Raw genomic sequence first — 16,609 nt, forward strand, 5'->3', positions numbered from 1 at the left:
CTCAGGAAGGGTCCGGGAGGAGCTCAGAAGCGGCCCAGCTCCTCCCGCAGCGCCGAGCCGAGGTCGGGGTGGCGGAACCGGTAGCCGCGGTCGATGGCCCGGTCCGCCGACACCCGCTGGTCCGCGAGGGCCATGAGCTCGGCGCCCTCGGACCCGAGCACGAGCTTCGGCCCGAACCCCGGCGTGGGCAGCAGGGCCGGCCGGCCGAGGACCTTCCCGAGCGTCCGGGCGTAGTCGCGGCCCGTCACGGGCATCGGGGCCACGGCGTTGACGGGACCGTGCAGGCCGGGGGAGAGCACCGCGTGGGCGAACAGGCCCACCACGTCGTCCAGCGAGATCCAGCTCAGCCACTGGTCCCCGGAGCCGAGCCGCCCGCCCAGCCCCGCGAGGAACAGGGGCAGCTGCGCCTTCAGGGCGCCGCCGGCGGGGCTCTGCACCACCCCGGTGCGCAGCGTGACCACGCGGGTGCCGACGGCCTCGGCCTCCTGGGCGGCCCGTTCCCACGCGGTGCAGACCTCGGCGAGGAAGTCGTCGCCCGGCGGGGACTTCTCCGTGACGGTCTCCCCGTGCGTGTCCGCCCCGTAGTACCCGATCGCGGAGCCGTTGACCAGCGCGGAGGGGGCCTCGTCGCCGAGCGCGGTGAGGGCCCGGACCAGCAGCCGGGTGCCGAGCACCCGCGAGTCGTGGATCTGCTCCTTCGCCGCGTCCGTGAGCCGGCCGCCGATGTTCCGCCCGGCCAGGTTCACCACGACGTCCACGCCCCGCAGCGCGGCGGGGTCCAGCTTCCCGGCCGCCGGGTCCCACGAGATCTCGTCGGGGGTGCGCGCCTCGCGGCGCACGAGGCGCAGGACCGTGTGGCCCCCGGTGCCGAGCAGCGCCGCCAGCTGGACGCCGATGGTGCCCGAGGCCCCCGTGACGGCGACGGTCAGGGGCCGGCCGGGATAGCGGCCGTGGAAGTCGAGGTCGGCGGCCAGCCGCCGGGAGCGGGCCTCGAACTGGCGTCCCAGCGCCGGGCTCATCAGCCGGTCCCCGAACGCCCTGCTGCCGGGCAGCGCCGCGTACTCCACCGTGTCGGTGACCAGGGTGCCGCCGTGCCCGTCGTCGTCGAACCGGTGGTGGTGCTCCCACGAGGCGAGCGGGCCCTTCACCATCCGGTCCCGGAACTCCCGGCCCGGGACGAAGCCGTGGTGCTCGGCGGTCCAGGGGACCGAGGCCAGCCCGTAGGAGCCCGGCACGGCGACCCGGAGCCGGGACCGCGTGCCGTCCCGCAGCGGGGGCGAGGACTCCTCCACCACGGACCCCGTCCAGGCGGGGGTCAGCCGTGTGAGCGCCCCCGGGCGGGCGTGCCAGGCGAAGACGTCCTCGACGGGGTGGGGCACGCGGGAGCTGAACGTGAAGGTGGTCATGCGTGCCACTCAACCCGCAATGCCCCGGTTCGTCCAGGACCCGGCGCCGCGGGCCGTCCGTGTCCCGGTCCGGGCCGCGGGGCGGGCGCCCCCGCGCCCGGGCCCGTGCCGCCCGCTTGCCCCGGGGCGGGCCGTCGCCCAGAGTGGGGGACGTGCAGACCCCCGGACGCATCGTGCTCATCCGCCACGGCCAGACCGACTGGAACCTCGAGGAGAGGCTCCAGGGCGCCACGGACGTCCCTCTCAACGACACCGGGCGGGAGCAGGCGCGGGCCGCCGCCCGGCACCTGCGGGCCGAGGCCCTCGGCTGGGACGTGCTGGTGTCCTCGCCGCTGGGCCGGGCCGTGGAGACCGCGCGGATCATCGGCGGGGCCCTGGGCCTCGAGCTCGCGGCGACCTACGACGAGCTCGTGGAGCGCGGCTTCGGCCCGCACGAGGGCTCGCGCCTGGCCGGTCTCGAGGGGACCGCGCGGGAACGGATCCTCTCCGCGGGGGAGCCGGCGGAGGCGGTCGCGCGCCGCGGCCTGGCGGCCCTGCGCCGGATCCGCGACGACCACCCCGGGCGCAGCGTGCTGGTCGTGGCGCACGGCTCGCTCATCCGGCTGACGGTCTCCGAGCTCAACGGGGAGGCCCATCCCCGGGTCCGCAACTGCGAGGTGGTCCCCGTGCGGGCGGAGGCCCTCGGCGCCGCGCGCCTGCGAGATGACGTGTCGGAGTCCACCGCACCCTGACAGCCCCGGCTCCGTTCAATAAGCTGAGGACATCAGGGACGGTCCCACGAGGTGCCGTCCACCCCCTGCGGCGGCGACGGTGGCGCACAGAACGCGCTCCCGGCCGCCCACGGCGACGAAGGCGTGATGCGGCTGTGGCCTCTGACCAGTACACGATCCCCGACGAGGACCGGACCGAGGCGATCCGCGTGATCCCGAGGGCCCCCGAATGGACCGGGGACCGGGAGTGGATCAACGAGTACTACCGCCACGTCCCGCAGGACGACCTGCTGGCCCGCACCGAGGAGCAGCTGTGCGAGCGTGCCGAGCACCACCACGAGGTGGGCCGGGCCCGGGCGCCGCGGGAGATCGCCGTGGGCGTGCGCCAGGAGGACTCGACCTCCGTGGTCTTCGTGGTCACCGAGGACGTCCCCTACCTCGTGAGCACCGTGTCCGCGGAGATCGCCGCCAAGTGGGGCGGCGCCCGTCTGCTCATCCACCCCGTGCTCGTCGCCGCCCGGGACGCGGAGACCCACGAGCTGCGCCGGCTCCAGCAGGTGCCGGACTTCTCGGCGACCTCCAGCGGCGACACCACCGCGCTGCCCAGCCTCGCCGGCTTCCGCTCGGACGGCTCCACCACGCACGTCGTGGAGTCCTGGATCTCCGTGGAGCTGTCCCGGCAGATCTCGGACGACACCGCCCAGGAGCTCGTGGACCGGCTCTCGAGCCTGCTCGAGGACGTCCGGCGGGTCGACGACGACCAGGTGGAGCTCAAGGAGCGCGTCGGGCGGCTCGCGGAGGAGCTCGACCGGCTGCGGCAGCTGGACCTGCCGGAGGGCGGGCACCCGCCGCTGGTGGGACCGTCCCAGGAGTTCCTGCGCTGGCTGGTCCGGGGCAACTTCATCCTCATGGGGTTCAAGGAGTACGACCTCGAGGACACCGGTGACGGGCTCTCCCTGGTCAGCCGCCCCGGGACCGGCCGGGGCCTGCTCGTGGAGCACGACGCCAAGCCGCACCGGCAGGTCCTGACCGGGCTGGGCCGGGAGCACGCCCGCGAGGCCGGCACGCTGTTCATCACGAAGGCCAACCGCCGCTCGTCGATCCACCGCCGGGAGTACCTCGACTACATCGGCGTCGCCAAGTACGACGACGAGGGCCGGATCGTGGGCGAGTACCTGGTGCTGGGGCTGTTCACCCGCCGCGCCTACAACACGCCGGCCCGCGAGACGCCGCTGATCAAGGAGAAGATGGCGGAGGTCGCCGAGCGGTTCGGCTTCCTCGAGGACTCGCACTCCGCCCGGGACCTCATGGGCAACATCGAGGACTACCCGCGCGACGAGCTGTTCCACATGACCGCGGACGAGCTCTACGACATCATGCGCGGCGTCATGGGCCTGGACGAGCGGCGGCAGACCCGCCTGTTCCTGCGCCAGGACCACTTCGGGCGGTTCATGTCCGCGGTCGTCTTCCTCCCCCGCGACCGGTACAACACGTCGGTGCGCCGGCGGATCGAGGAGGAGCTCGAGCGCACCTTCGACGCCGAGTCCATCGACTTCGACGCCCGGCTGTCCTCCTCGACGCTCGCCCGCCTGTTCTTCCGCATCCGGCTGCCGTACACCGGTGAGGTGCAGTCCTTCGACCGGGAGGGCCTGGAGGCGCGGCTGCGGGCCGCGGTGCGCTCCTGGCCGGAGGCGCTGGCCCGTGCGATCCACCGGAACTTCCCGGAGGAGCTCGCGCGGACCCACGCCGAGAACTGGGCGGAGGCGTTCCCGGACGCCTACCGGGCGGACTACGAGATCGAGGAGGCGCTCCTCGACCTCCAGCGCTGCGAGGAGCTGTGGGGGCGGGACCCGGACCTGCCCGCGGAGGTGCGCGTCGTCGACGACCCCGCGGGCGTGCGGCTGAACATCTACCTGACCCGTTCGCTGTCCCTCACCGCGCTGCTGCCGATGCTGCAGAACCTCGGCCTGACGGTCCTCGACCAGAAGCCGTACGAGGTCACCCCCGCCGACGGCCGGCACTTCCAGCTCTACGACTTCGGGGTGCGGCTGCCGGAGGGCGTGGACGCGACCGGTCCGGAGGACGCCAAGACCGAGGACCTCATCGAGGACACCCTGTGCGCGGTGCTGGCCAACCGCTCGGAGTCGGACTCCCTGAACCGGCTGGTGCTGACGGAGCGCATGACGTGGCGGACCGTGGCCGTGCTGCGCTCCTACGTCCGGTACCTCCTGCAGCTGGGGCACCCCAACTCCTTCGACTACATCGCGGACACGCTCCTGGCGTTCCCCGAGGTGACCCGCGCGCTCGTCGAGTTCTTCGACGCGAGCTTCAACCCGGCGCTCGACGACGCCGTGCGCGCCTCCCAGCGCGACGGCGCGCAGGGCCGGCTCACCGAGGCCCTGGACGAGGTGCCGACCCTGGACGCGGACAAGCTGCTGCGCGCCCTGGCCGAGATCATGGCCGCGACCCTGCGCACCAACGTGTACCGGCACCGCCCCACCATGGCGTTCAAGCTGGACCCCCGGCGGATCAGCGCGGCCCCGCTGCCGCACCCGATGTTCGAGGTCTGGGTGTGGTCCCCGCGGGTCGAGGGCACGCACCTGCGCTTCGGGCCCGTGGCCCGCGGCGGCCTGCGCTGGTCGGACCGCCGCGAGGACTTCCGCACCGAGGTCCTGGGCCTGGTCAAGGCGCAGATGGTGAAGAACTCCGTGATCGTGCCCAACGGGGCGAAGGGCGGGTTCTACCCCAAGCAGCTGCCGGAGCCGGCCGTGGACCGGGACGCCTGGGTGGCCGAGGGCCGGGAGGCCTACAAGCTGTTCATCGCCTCCCTGCTGGACATCACCGACAACCTCGTCCGGGACGAGTCCGGCCGGGACGTCGCCGTGCACCCGGAGCAGGTGGTGCGCCGCGACGGGCAGGACTCCTACCTGGTGGTGGCCGCGGACAAGGGCACGGCGTCCTTCTCGGACACCGCCAACGCGATCTCCGCGGAGTACGGGTTCTGGCTCGGGGACGCCTTCGCCTCGGGCGGTTCGGTGGGCTACGACCACAAGGCCATGGGCATCACCGCCCGGGGGGCCTGGGAGTCGGTGAAGCGGCACTTCTTCGCCCTCGGCGTCGACACCCAGACCGAGGACTTCACCGTGGTGGGCGTGGGCGACATGTCCGGCGACGTGTTCGGCAACGGCATGCTGCTCTCCGAGCACATCCGGCTGGTCGCCGCGTTCGACCACCGCGACATCTTCCTCGACCCCGACCCGGACCCGGCGGTCTCCTACGCCGAGCGCGAGCGGCTGTTCGGCCGCCCCCGGTCCTCGTGGCAGGACTACGACCCGGAGAAGATCTCGGCCGGCGGCGGCGTGTACTCGCGCACCGTGAAGTCCGTGCCGATCTCCCCCCAGGTCCGCGAGGCCCTCGGCCTCGACGACGGCGTCGAGGAGCTCTCCCCGATCGAGCTGATGCGGGCGGTCCTGACGGCGCCCGCCGACCTGCTGTACAACGGCGGGATCGGCACGTACGTGAAGTCGGCGCAGGAGACCCACACGGACGTGGGGGACAAGGCCAACGACGCGATCCGCGTCGACGGCCGGGACCTGCGGGCCAAGGTCGTCGGCGAGGGCGGGAACCTGGGCTGCACCCAGCTCGGCCGGGTGGAGGCCGCCCTGAACGGGGCGCTGATCAACACGGACGCGATCGACAACTCCGGCGGCGTGGAGTCCTCCGACCGCGAGGTCAACATCAAGATCCTCGTGGACCGCATGGTCGTGGCCGGGGAGCTCTCCGCGGACGAGCGCGCGGACTTCATCGAGGCCATGACCGACGAGGTCGCCGGGCTCGTGCTCGAGACCAACGTGGCGCAGAACGTGCTGCTCACCACGGAGCGGGCCCGCGTGCGGGACCTCAACGAGGCCTACATCCGGTTCATGCACTGGCTCGAGGAGGCGGCCGACCTCGACCGGGAGATCGAGTTCCTGCCCACCGACGAGCAGCTGCGCGAGCGGGTCCGCGGCGGCCACGGGCTCACCTCCCCCGAGCTGTCCGTGCTGGCCGCCTACGCGAAGATCCAGCTCTCGGAGGCCCTGGTGGAGGGCGGCCTCGCCGAGGACCCGTGGTTCGTGGAGGTCCTCGAGGCCTACTTCCCGGAGCAGATCACGCGGCGCTTCGGCGAGCTCGTCGGCACCCACCCCCTGCGCGCCGAGATCATCGGCACGGTCGTGGCCAACCAGATGGTCAACTACGGCGGGATCCCCTTCGTCTACCGCGTGATGGAGGAGACCGGGTGCGGGCCCGTGGAGGTGGCCCGCGCCTTCGTGGCGGCGGTGCAGATCTACGAGATCGACCGCTACGCCCACCAGCACCGGGAGCTGCCCGCGGACGTGCCCACCGAGATGTGGGACCGGATGTTCCTGGACATGCGCCGCCTGCTGGACCGCGTGGTGCGCTGGCTCATCAACCGGGAGGAGACCGCCAACCCGGTCGCCGAGGTCATCGACCGCTACAAGCCCACGGTGGACATCCGGTTCCTCGAGGACCGGCTGCTCGGGGAGGACTCCCGGCAGCGGGTCGACTCCCGGGCGGAGGCCGCCGAGCGGCAGGGCGTCCCCGGCCCGCTGGCCACGGAGTGGTCGCAGCTGCTGGACGCGTTCGCGCTGCTGGACGTGGCCCGCCTCGCCCACGCCTCCGGGGAGGCGATCGCCGAGGACGGCAGCCTCGACGAGGAGCAGATCAAGACCATCGCCAAGGTCTACTTCCGGCTCTACGACCGCTACCGGATCGAGAGCCTGCTCAACCGGATCACCGGCCTGCCGCAGACCACGCGCTGGGAGAACCTGGCGCGGATGTCCATGCGGGAGGACGTCTACGCGACCCTGGTGGCCCTCGCCGACCAGGCGCTCGAGGCACCCGGCCGGGACGCGCGGCAGAAGGTCGAGGCCTGGGAGGCCAGCAACGAGTCCCGGCTGAGCCGGCTGCGGGAGGTGCTGGGGGAGATCGAGGCCGAGGACACGGGCGAGGCCTCCGCCGAGCTCGCGTCCCTGTCCGTGGCGCTGCGGACCATGCGCAGCGCACTGGCCGGGTAGGACGGCCCGTGCGGGGAACGGCCGCGGTCGTCGGCTCGGGGCCCAACGGGCTGGCCGCGGCCGTGGTGCTGGCCCGTGCGGGGCTCGACGTCACGGTCCACGAGGCGGCGGGCGCGGCCGGGGGCGCGGCCCGCTCCGCCGCCGCGCTCGGCCCCGGCACGGTGGTCGACCTCGGCTCCGCCGTGCACCCCTTCGGCGTGGCCAGCCCGCTGTTCGCCCGGCTGGGCCTGCACCGGCACGGCCTGGAGTGGCTGCACCCGCCGGTCGTCGCGGCGCACCCGCTCGACGACGGCCCGCCGGGCCTGCTGCACCGCTCGCTCGAGCGCACGGCGGCGGGGCTGGGCGCGGACGGCCGGGCGTGGTCCCTGCTGCACCGCGGCGTGGTGGAGCGCTGGGAGGAGACGGTCGAGTCCGTGCTGGGCCCGCTCGTGCGCGTGCCCGAGCACCCGCGGGCCCTGGCGTCCTTCGGCCTGCGCGCGCCGTGGCCCGCCGCGGCCACGGCGCGGGCGCTGTTCCGCACCGAGCAGGCCCGGGGGCTCTTCGCCGGGTCCGCCGCCCACGCGGTGCTGCCCCCGCGGCACGTCCTGACCTCCGCCTTCGGGACGCTGTTCGGCGCCGCCGCCCACGCCACGGGGTGGCCGGTCGCGCGCGGCGGGTCCCAGGCCGTCGTCGACGCCCTCGTGGCCGACCTCGAGGAGCACGGCGGCCGCGTGCTCCTCGGCTCCCCGGTGACGGACCTGGCCCGGGTGCGGCCGGCCGACGTCGTCCTGCTGGACCTCACGCCCCGGCAGGTGCTGGGCCTGCGCGGGCTCGAGCTGCCGGACCGGTACCGGCGGGCGCTGGCCCGGTGGCGCTACGGCACGGCCTCCTACAAGGTGGACCTGCTGCTGGACGGCCCCGTGCCCTGGCGGGACCCGAGCGTGGCGCAGGCGGGGACCGTGCACGTGGGCGGGACCCTCGCCGAGATCGGCGCCGCGGAGCAGCAGGCCCGGGCCGGCCGGCTGCCGGAGCGCCCGTTCGTGCTCGTGGCGCAGCAGGGGGCGGCCGACCCGTCCCGGGCGCCCGCGGGCCGGGAGGTGCTGTGGGCCTACGCCCACGTCCCGCACGGGTGCGACGACCCCCGCGCGGGGGAGCGGGTGCTCGGCCAGCTCGAGCGCTTCGCCCCCGGGATCCGCGACCGGGTCCTCGAGCGCGTGGACACCTCACCGGCCCGGCTGGAGGCGTGGAACGCGAACCTCGTGGGCGGGGACATCGGCGGCGGCTCCCTGGACGGGCTGCAGCAGGTGTTCCGCCCGGCCGTGCAGGCCGATCCCTACGCGACCGGGGTGCCGGGGGTCTGGCTGTGCTCGTCGTCGACCCCGCCGGGCGGCGGGGTGCACGGCATGGCCGGCTACCACGCCGCCCGCAGGGCGCTGCGGGGCCTGGCGCGGAGCCGGCGGGCCGCCGGCTGACGGGATCTCAGGCGCCGATGCCGGCGTACGTCGTGGCCGCGAGCTCGCGGATCTGCGCCACGTAGCCGCGGGTCTCGGCGAACGGCGGGATCCCGCCGTGCCGCAGGACCGCGGTGGGCCCGGCGTTGTAGGCGGCGAGCACCAGGTCGATCTCCTCCTGGGCCGAGGCGGGCGCCAGTCCCCGCACCATGCGCCGCAGGTCCTTGAGGTAGACGCCCTGGGCGCGGATGGCGGCCCGCGGGTCGAAGGGGTCACCGCGCCCGTAGCGCTCCCACGTGTCCGGCATGAACTGGGCAAGGCCCTGCGCGCCGGCGTGGCTGACGGCCCGCGGGTCCCACCGGCTCTCGACGTCCAGCTGGGCGGCCACGATCTCGGGCGGGAGTCCTGAGAGCTCGGCGGCGGCCAGGACGTTGTCGCCCCACGGCTCCGGAACGGGGGCGGTGCGGCTCGGCCCCTCGCCCGCGGGCGTCCCGCAGCACCCGGGGGCGTTGGCGTGGAAGAGCCCGCCGGTGCCGATCAGGAGCAGCACCACGGAGGCCAGCAGGAACCACGGGGAACCGCGCGGCGCGGGTTCCGCCGTGCGGGCTTTCTCGGCGTGGGCTGTCTCGGCGCCGGTTCCTTCGGCGCCGGGGCGCGCGGGGTCCAGGACGGTGGTGGCCATCCGTTCCAGGCTAGGAGGACCCGGCCGTCCCGGTCTGCGGCCACTTGGGGGGACAGCACCCGGCCCGCCCGGCGGGCGGAACGGGTCAGCCGGTGACCTCGATCAGGCCGCGGGCCCCGCGCTCGGCCTCCACGAGGGAGTGGTTGACGAAGGGGTAGGTGCCCGGCTCGGAGAACTCCAGCTCCACGAAGCCGCCCTGGGCGGGGGCGAGGTCGAGGGCCTGGGCCCCGCCGGGCCCCGCGCCGCCGGGCTCCAGGAGGTAGGCGCCCTCCTTGTGCACGGTGTCGAACTGACCGCCCACCACGTGGAAGCTCAGGCCCGTGGACGGACCGGCCGCGAGGACCCGGATCCGCACCCGCTCGCCGGTGCGGGCGGTCAGCGGCTCGTGCAGGTACTGGGTGGCGTGGCCGTTGAAGACCGTCAGGCTGGGCACCCCGCCCGGGATCCTGGCGGGGTCCACGACCGCGTCCACCCCCACGCCGGTCCCGTCGCCGGCGGTCTCCCCGGGCGGGCCCAGGTACGTCTCGTTCTGCACGAGGAGCCAGTCGTGGTCCACCTCGGGGAGCCCCGGCGGGTCGATCACCACGGCGCCGAACATGCCCGCCGCCACGTGCGTGCTCATCGGGGCGGTGGAGCAGTGGTAGAGCCAGAGGCCCGAGCGCACCGCCTCGAAGCGGTAGACGAGGGACTCCCCCGGGGCGACCGTGCGCATGTTCTCGTCGGGCGCCACCGTGCCGGCGTGGAAGTCCACCGAGTGCCCCATCGTGCCGCCGTTGCGCAGCGTGATCTCGAAGACGTCGCCGACCTCCCCGCGCAGCGTGGGGCCCATGTAGCGGCCGTTGTACGTCCACGCCCGCATGCGGACGCCGGGGGCGATCTCGTGCTCGCCCTCGGAGACGTCGAGGTCCACGCGGTGCACCCGCCGGCCGTCCTCCAGCACGCCCTCCCCGACGGGCTCGAGCACGGGGGAGCGGACCTCGGCGTCCGCTCCGGGGGCGGCCGCGAGGTCCGCCCCGGCGGCCGGATCGGTGCCGGCCGGGACCGGTCCGGGCACCCCCTGCCCCGGTCCGGCCGCGGCGCCGGGAGCGCCGTCCGCGCCGACCGCGACCACGTCGAGGGTCATGCCCAGGCTGCGGTGCCCGACGATCGAGCACCACCCCTCCAGGGAGCCGTCGACCACGCCGGCCTCCACGGTCACCGTCCGCCCGGGGGCGACGCGCCCGGAGCTCGTGCCGGAGGCCAGGACGAGGTCGTGGACGTTGGTCGGGTCCTCGTTCGTGAGCTCGATCACGAGCTCGTCGCCGAGCGGGACCTCCACGGTGGCGGGCTCGAAGCGCATTCCCTCCCGGGCGCTGACCTGCACGGTGGTCGTCCCGCCCGTGGCCGGGACCCCGGAGCCGCCGCCGCGCAGGTCGAAGCCTGCCGCGGCGGGGTTCGCGGCGACGCCCGCCGCGACGCCCAGGGCCACCACCAGCACCCCGGCCAGCGCCTCGCGGGCCGGCCGCGGAGGCGCGGCGGGGGCGACGGCCTCCGGTGCGGGCGCCGGCTCCCCGGTCCGGCGGGCCGCGGCGGCCCGGCGCCCCGCCACCGAGATCCGGGCGGCGGAGACCATGAGCGGGACGAACGCGAAGAGCGCCGCGGCGCCCAGGAGGGAGACCACGGCCCGGACCCAGGAGGGCACTGTGCCCGGGGGGAGGGCGAAGAGCAGCACGCACAGGTTGACGACCACCACGCGGAACGTCCCGGCGCGGTTGATGGCCCGGTGGGCCGCCCGCACGGTCGCCGGGCCGCCTCCCATGGTCACCGGGAGGAGGTAGGTCATGGCCCCCAGCAGCACCTGGACCAGGAAGCCGGCCACGAACGGGACCGTCAGCTGTCCCAGCGCCGCCGCGTCGAACCCGCGCAGGCCCACGACGAGGACGGCGGCGACCGTGCCGGCCGCCCACCACAGGACGCCGGCCGCCACGGACCAGCCCGCGTAGTCGGCGGGGCGGGCCCGCCCCGCGGCCTGCGCCAGCACCGCGACCACGGCGCCCAGCCCCGCCGCGTACACCGCCAGTCCCGCCGCGGCGAGCGCGGAGGACCCCGCCAGCGCCGCGGTCCCGGTGAGCACCAGCCCGCCGGCCAGCACGGGCAGCGCGGCGGCGCCGACCCGGGTGGAGCGCTCCGGCAGGCGCGTGCGCAGGATCGTGGGCCACAGGGTGAGCACAGTCCCGGCGACGGTCAGGCCCACGAAGCCCAGGACGTTGACGGCCTCGTGGGCCAGGAGCAGTCGCGCGTGCCAGCCGGCGGCGGGGCCGGCGGCCAGGAGCGCGCCGAGGACGGCGCCGACCGGCAGCAGGAAGGCCGCGGTCACGTAGTAGCGCACGGTCACGGCGAACCGGGACGGCAGCGCCGTGCGCAGCTGCCGGAGCAGGGACGCGCCGTGCCAGGCCACCGCGGCGCCCACGGCGGTCGAGGCGACGAGCACCAGGCCGTACCAGCCGGTGAGGAGGCCCACGACCAGCAGCGCGGTGCCGGCGTTGAGCAGCCCGATCCGGGCCAGCTGCCGGCCCCGGGCGTCGTCGGGCACCCGGTTCTTCAGCAGGGAGTCGGTGAAGTGCTGGGACCACACGAGGATCGAGTTGGTGACGAGCCCCAGAGTGACCACGTGCACCAGCAGCCACCGCGTCTCCGGGATCCAGCGGTGGAAGAGGACCACGAGCAGCAGGACCGCCATCCACAGGCGGACCGGCCGGCCGGCCCGGCGGTGCCAGGAGGACCGCCTCCCGGGGCGTGCGGATGCGTGCACGGAGCTCACCTGCTCTGCTAATTTGCGGATCAAATACCAGTATAAGGGGCGGTCGTCGCCGGTCGTGCCGCCTACGATGGGGGCGTGACTGCCGAGATCATCGCGACCCTCGTCGCCGCCGCCCTGCTCGTCGTCGGGTGCCTCGGCGTCGTGGTGCCGGTGCTGCCGGGCTCGATCCTGATCGTGGTCGGGCTGCTGGTCTGGGCGCTCACGGTCCAGGCCGTCGAGGGCTGGACCGTCCTGGTTGTGGGCTCCGCGCTGGCGATCGCCGGGATGGCCGCGAGCGCCGTGCTCACGGGGACCCGGCTCAAGCGCCGGCAGATCCCCAACCGCTCCCTCCTGCACGCCGCGGTCGGCGCCGTGGTGGGGCTGTTCGTCATCCCGGTGGTGGGGATCTTCGTGGGGTTCTTCGTGGGCCTGCTCCTGAGCGAGACCGCCCGCCGGCGCGACCTCCGGGCGGCGCTGGACGCCAGCTGGGCGGGCCTCAAGGCGGCCGGCCTGGGGATCGTCGTGGAGTTCGCGTGCGCGCTCGCCGCCTCCACGGTGTTCGTGCTGGGCGCGCTGGTCCTCTTCACGACCGCCTGAGCCCGGGCCGGGTCCGCGGTGCGGGCGGGACGGGCCGAGGGCCCGGACACCATGGGTGTCCGGGCCCTCGGCGTGCCGTGGCGGCTGGGTGCTCTGCGGCGGCTCAGCGCCAGGGCAGGGGGACCACCTCGACGTCCTGGCCGGCGGCCACCCCGCCCGGCGGGACCACGGCGATGACGTCCGCGTGCGCGAGCCCGCGCAGCATGTTCGCGCCGACCCGGTCCCGGGGGGAGACCGTCCCGTCCCGGAGGTAGCCGGGCACCAGGGCGGTGACCTTCTGGCCCGGCAGCTCCTCGGCCGCGGGCAGCGTGCGCGTGGCCGGGGGCTGGTCGCCGTGCAGCTTGGCCAGCAGGGGCTCGGCCACCGTGAAGATGCTGGTCATCGCCGCCAGCGGATTGCCGGGCAGGCCCACGACGAAGGGGCCGTCCTCGGGCAGCCGGGCCAGGAACGTGGGGTGGCCGGGGCGCTGGGCGAGGCCGTCGAGCAGGAAGACGGCACCCAGCTCCAGGAGCGCGGAGCGGACGTGGTCGGCGTCGGAGTGCCCGGTCCCCCCGGTGGTGATGACCACCTCGGTGCGGGCGTCGAGCACCGAGGCCATCCCGGAGGGCGCCTCGGTCAGGGCGGAGAGCATCGCCTTGGCGGTGTCCTCGACGCGCCGGAGCTGGTCCACCGACCCGCCGAGCATCTCCACGAACGTGGGCAGCTGGGGGCCGAAGGCGTCCCGGACCTGGCCCGGCTCGGGGATCCCGTCCTCGACGACCTCGCTGCCGGTGAGCAGGATGGTCACGCGCGGCCGGCGCCGGACCGGGAGCATGTCGTGGCCGCTGACGGCGGCGAAGGCGATGTGCGCCGGGTTGAGCAGGCACTCGGCGTGCAGGATGACGTCCCCGGCCGCGACCTCCTCGCCCGTGCGGCGGATGTTCTGCCCGTAGGGGATGTCCTCGGCCGAGGGGGCGTGGGCGGCGATCGTGAGCACGGTCCCCTCCTCGGACAGGTGCGCGTACTCGTCCCGCAGCACGGCCCGGGCCCCGGCCGGGACGAGGCCGCCGGTGACGATGCGGGTGGCCTCTCCCGGCTCCAGGTTGAGCACCGGCCGGTAGAGCTCCTTCGGCGGGATGGTCAGCATCTTGCGGGGATCCGTCTCCACGGGCTCGGGGAAGACCACCGTCCACGGCTGGGGGCCCGCCACGGCGTAGCCGTCCATGGCGGAGGAGGCGTAGTGCGGGACCGGGATCGGCGCGGTGACGTCCTCGGCCAGGACCTCGCCGAGCGCCTCGTGCAGGGGCAGCCAGTGGCTGGGCAGCGCGGTGGCGATCTCGTAGGAGAACTGCCGTGCCCGGTGCCACTCGGCGTCGTGGAGGGTCTCCACCTCCTCCGGGGCGCTCTCGGGCGTGCCGCTGTCGTCCTCGATGACGGGCAGCGCGTGCGTGTAGGGGCTGTTGGTGTCGTGGGGCAGGGGCAGTCCGGACATCAGTTCTCCTCGGGGGTTCGGCGGGCGGCGGCGACGAGGCCGTCGACGGTCTGCAGGGCGCGCGCCAGGACGTGCTGCTCGTCCTCGCCCGCGGCCGCGGCACGGCCCACGTGGTAGCCGAGCAGGTAGGCGGTGGCCGGGACGGCGGGGCGCACGGTGCCGTGGGCGACCCGGCCGCTGAGGCCGAGCACGGCGTCCAGGGGGAGCTCGGTGCCGGGCACGTCCAGGGCCCCGCGCACCGTCGTGATCCAACGCTCCAGGATCTCGTTCTCGGCCGGGCTCAGGTCCTCGGGCATGCGCTGCTCCTCCCGGGCGGTGGTCCGCCCGCTCGTGGTCAGGTCAGGTGGTGCCTCTGCACATCGTCCCACGTATCGACGTCCGCGGTGGCGTCCGCGGGCACGGTGACGTCCCGCAGGGGGAGCTCGCGCACGAAGGAGAACACGGACCGATCCGCGGCGTCCCGCCCCGCGTACGCCCCGCGCAGCACGTCGCTGCGGTAGAGGGCGGCGAGGGGCTGGCGGTGGCCGCCGGGCGGGACGCAGACGTAGCCGGCGGCGCCGGGGTCGCTCCGGGCCGCCGCCAGCAGGAGGGGCACCGCCCGCGACACCCCGGGCATGTCGCACGCCAGCGTCATGGTCCAGTCCGCGCCGGGCAGGTCGCCGAGGGCCCGCAGCCCGGCGGCGATGCCGGCCGCCGGCCCGGAGAACGGGGGGTCCTCGCGGGTCAGCAGCACGCCCTCGGGAAGAGCCAGGTCGGGGGGCCCGACGACGACGACGCCCGCCGCCTCCCGGACCGCTTCCAGGGTGAGCTCCAGCAGGGTGCGTCCCGCCCGCCGCAGCCTGGCCTTGGGCCGTCCGCCCAGGCGCGCGGAGCGGCCGCCCGCCAGGACCACGGCGTGGAAGACCGGGGCCGGGCCCGGGGCGCTCACCCGCTCACCCGCCGGAGAAGGGCGGCAGGACGTCGAGCACCGCCCCGTCCGGGACGGGGGCCTGCGGGTCGGGGCAGGCCACGCCGTCGAGCAGGAAGCTGGACCGGGCCAGCACCTCGGCCAGCGGCGGCTGCCCCGGCGGGGGCTGCGGGTGCCGCCGCGCCAGCAGCTCCTCCACCTCCCGGCGGGGGCGGGCGGGCGCGTCGAGGGGCACGGTCTCGGCCTCGGTCCCGGCCGCGGCCCGGGCGGCCGCGAAGTAGCGCACCTGCATGTCGCCTCAGCCCCCGATCGCGCTCATGGAGCGCTCCGGCTGGACGTAGTCGGCGGAGTCCAGGCCCACGTGGTCCATCCCGTGGGCGGCCGGCTTGGCCCACATCGCGGCCCGCCAGCGCTCGGCCAGCTCCACGTCGCTCGCCCCGGCGCGCAGCAGCGGGAGCAGGTCGACCTCCTCGTGCGAGAACAGGCAGGACCGCACCTTCCCCTCGGCGGTGATCCGGGTCCGCTTGCAGTCGGCGCAGAAGGGCTCCGTCACGGACGCGATCACCCCCACGGTGCCCAGCGGCTCGTCCCCGGCACCGGGGCCCCCGCCACCGGGGTCTCCGGCACCGGGGCCCGCGGCGGGGCCCGCGGCGGGGCCCTGCGCGGGAGCCGCGGGGCGCACTTCCCACAGCTCGGCCGGGGCGCCGTCGCGCCGGCCCGGGTGCGGGGACAGCCGGAACCGCTCGCCGAGCCGGTCGCGGATCTCGGCGGCGGTGACCATGTCCGCCCGGGTCCAGCCGTGGTCGGCGTCCAGGGGCATCTGCTCGATGAAGCGCAGCGCGAAGCCGCGCTCGAGCGCCCACGCGAGCAGGTCGGCGGCCTCGTGGTCGTTGACCCCGCGCATCAGCACCGCGTTGATCTTCACCGGGGACAGCCCCGCGGCGGCCGCGGCCTCGGCCCCGGCCAGGACGTCGGCGAGGCGGTCGCGGCGGGCCAGGGCCCGGAACGTCGCGGCGCTGAGGCTGTCCAGGGAGATGTTGACCCGGGTCAGCCCCGCCTCCGCGAGGCCCCGGGCGCGTCCGGCCAGGCCGATACCGTTGGTGGTCAGCGAGACCGGCAGCGACGGGTGCGCGGTGCGCACCCCGGCCACGATCTCCTCGAGGTCGCGGCGGACCAGGGGCTCCCCGCCGGTCAGGCGCAGTTCCGCGATCCCGAGCCGCGCCACGCCCACGCCGACGAGCCGGACGATCTCGTCCGCGCTCATCAGCTGCGCGGCGGGCAGCCAGGGCAGGCCGTCGGCGGGCATGCAGTAGGTGCAGCGCAGATTGCACTTGTCGATCACCGACAGCCGCATGTCGGTGGCGCGGCGGCCGTGGCGGTCCACGAGCCCCGCCTCGGCCGGGGCGCCGCTCGGCGCCGGACCGGCACTGCGGACCTGCGGAAGTCCCAGGGAAACGCTCATGTCACCGCCTCGGTGGTTCCGTCCGGCACGCAGGGCTCCGGCGCCGGGATGTCCGCCCAGTGTATGCAGGCCCCGGCGCGCCGGGAA

Annotated in this window: 12 protein-coding genes; 4 read left to right on the forward strand and 8 right to left on the reverse strand. The window is 75.3% G+C overall.

Annotated features, from left to right (window positions below):
* Window positions 1-23: 23 nt before the first annotated feature.
* Window positions 24-1,406, reverse strand: coding sequence for a TIGR01777 family oxidoreductase (locus RCG67_RS09395; RefSeq protein ID WP_368825867.1), 1,383 nt, complete (start codon window positions 1,404-1,406; stop codon window positions 24-26).
* 152 nt (window positions 1,407-1,558) lie between these two features.
* Between RCG67_RS09395 and RCG67_RS09400 the strand changes: the two genes are divergently transcribed.
* The 3 genes from RCG67_RS09400 to RCG67_RS09410 all read left to right on the forward strand — a co-directional run bounded on the left by RCG67_RS09400 (window position 1,559) and on the right by RCG67_RS09410 (window position 8,645).
* Window positions 1,559-2,137 (forward strand): histidine phosphatase family protein, encoded by a 579-nt coding sequence (locus tag RCG67_RS09400; RefSeq protein ID WP_368825868.1) that lies wholly within the window; start codon window positions 1,559-1,561, stop codon window positions 2,135-2,137.
* Between the two features lie 134 nt (window positions 2,138-2,271).
* Entirely contained in the window at window positions 2,272-7,194 is a 4,923-nt protein-coding gene (locus tag RCG67_RS09405; protein ID WP_368825869.1) for an NAD-glutamate dehydrogenase, read from the forward strand.
* Window positions 7,195-7,202: 8 nt separating this feature from the next.
* Entirely contained in the window at window positions 7,203-8,645 is a 1,443-nt protein-coding gene (locus tag RCG67_RS09410) for a phytoene desaturase family protein (protein WP_368825870.1), read from the forward strand.
* A gap of 7 nt (window positions 8,646-8,652) precedes the next feature.
* Here RCG67_RS09410 and RCG67_RS09415 read toward each other — a convergent pair whose 3' ends face one another.
* Both RCG67_RS09415 and RCG67_RS09420 read right to left on the reverse strand, forming a co-directional pair.
* A complete protein-coding gene (locus tag RCG67_RS09415; RefSeq protein WP_368825871.1) occupies window positions 8,653-9,306 on the reverse strand; it encodes a lytic transglycosylase domain-containing protein in 654 nt (217 codons plus the stop codon).
* An 85-nt stretch (window positions 9,307-9,391) separates the two neighbouring features.
* Entirely contained in the window at window positions 9,392-12,097 is a 2,706-nt protein-coding gene (locus RCG67_RS09420) for a multicopper oxidase domain-containing protein (RefSeq protein WP_368825872.1), read from the reverse strand.
* Between the two features lie 84 nt (window positions 12,098-12,181).
* Here RCG67_RS09420 and RCG67_RS09425 point away from each other — a divergent pair, with 84 nt between their 5' ends.
* Entirely contained in the window at window positions 12,182-12,682 is a 501-nt protein-coding gene (locus tag RCG67_RS09425) for a DUF456 domain-containing protein (RefSeq protein ID WP_368825873.1), read from the forward strand.
* Window positions 12,683-12,785: 103 nt separating this feature from the next.
* On the opposite strand, the gene RCG67_RS09430 is transcribed toward RCG67_RS09425, so the two are convergent.
* The 5 genes from RCG67_RS09430 to RCG67_RS09450 are packed head-to-tail and all read right to left on the reverse strand — an operon-like array spanning window position 12,786 to window position 16,522.
* Complete coding sequence (locus tag RCG67_RS09430) at window positions 12,786-14,153, reverse strand: molybdopterin molybdotransferase MoeA (protein WP_368825874.1); 1,368 nt, start codon at window positions 14,151-14,153, stop codon at window positions 12,786-12,788.
* Window positions 14,153-14,449: a DUF6457 domain-containing protein gene (locus RCG67_RS09435; protein ID WP_368825875.1), complete on the reverse strand. Its 297-nt coding sequence runs from the start codon at window positions 14,447-14,449 to the stop codon at window positions 14,153-14,155. Before RCG67_RS09435 ends, RCG67_RS09430 begins: the two co-directional genes overlap by 1 nt.
* Before the next feature lie 38 nt (window positions 14,450-14,487).
* Entirely contained in the window at window positions 14,488-15,081 is a 594-nt protein-coding gene (gene mobA / locus RCG67_RS09440; RefSeq protein WP_368825876.1) for a molybdenum cofactor guanylyltransferase, read from the reverse strand.
* Window positions 15,082-15,085: 4 nt separating this feature from the next.
* On the reverse strand, window positions 15,086-15,352 hold the full coding sequence (locus tag RCG67_RS09445; RefSeq protein ID WP_368825877.1) for a MoaD/ThiS family protein: 267 nt from the start codon (window positions 15,350-15,352) through the stop codon (window positions 15,086-15,088).
* 6 nt (window positions 15,353-15,358) lie between these two features.
* On the reverse strand, window positions 15,359-16,522 hold the full coding sequence (locus RCG67_RS09450; protein ID WP_368825878.1) for a GTP 3',8-cyclase MoaA: 1,164 nt from the start codon (window positions 16,520-16,522) through the stop codon (window positions 15,359-15,361).
* Between the last annotated feature and the right edge of the window lie 87 nt (window positions 16,523-16,609).

Source organism: Kocuria cellulosilytica, from assembly GCF_040981245.1.
In the GTDB taxonomy this organism is placed as follows: domain Bacteria; phylum Actinomycetota; class Actinomycetes; order Actinomycetales; family Micrococcaceae; genus Kocuria; species Kocuria cellulosilytica.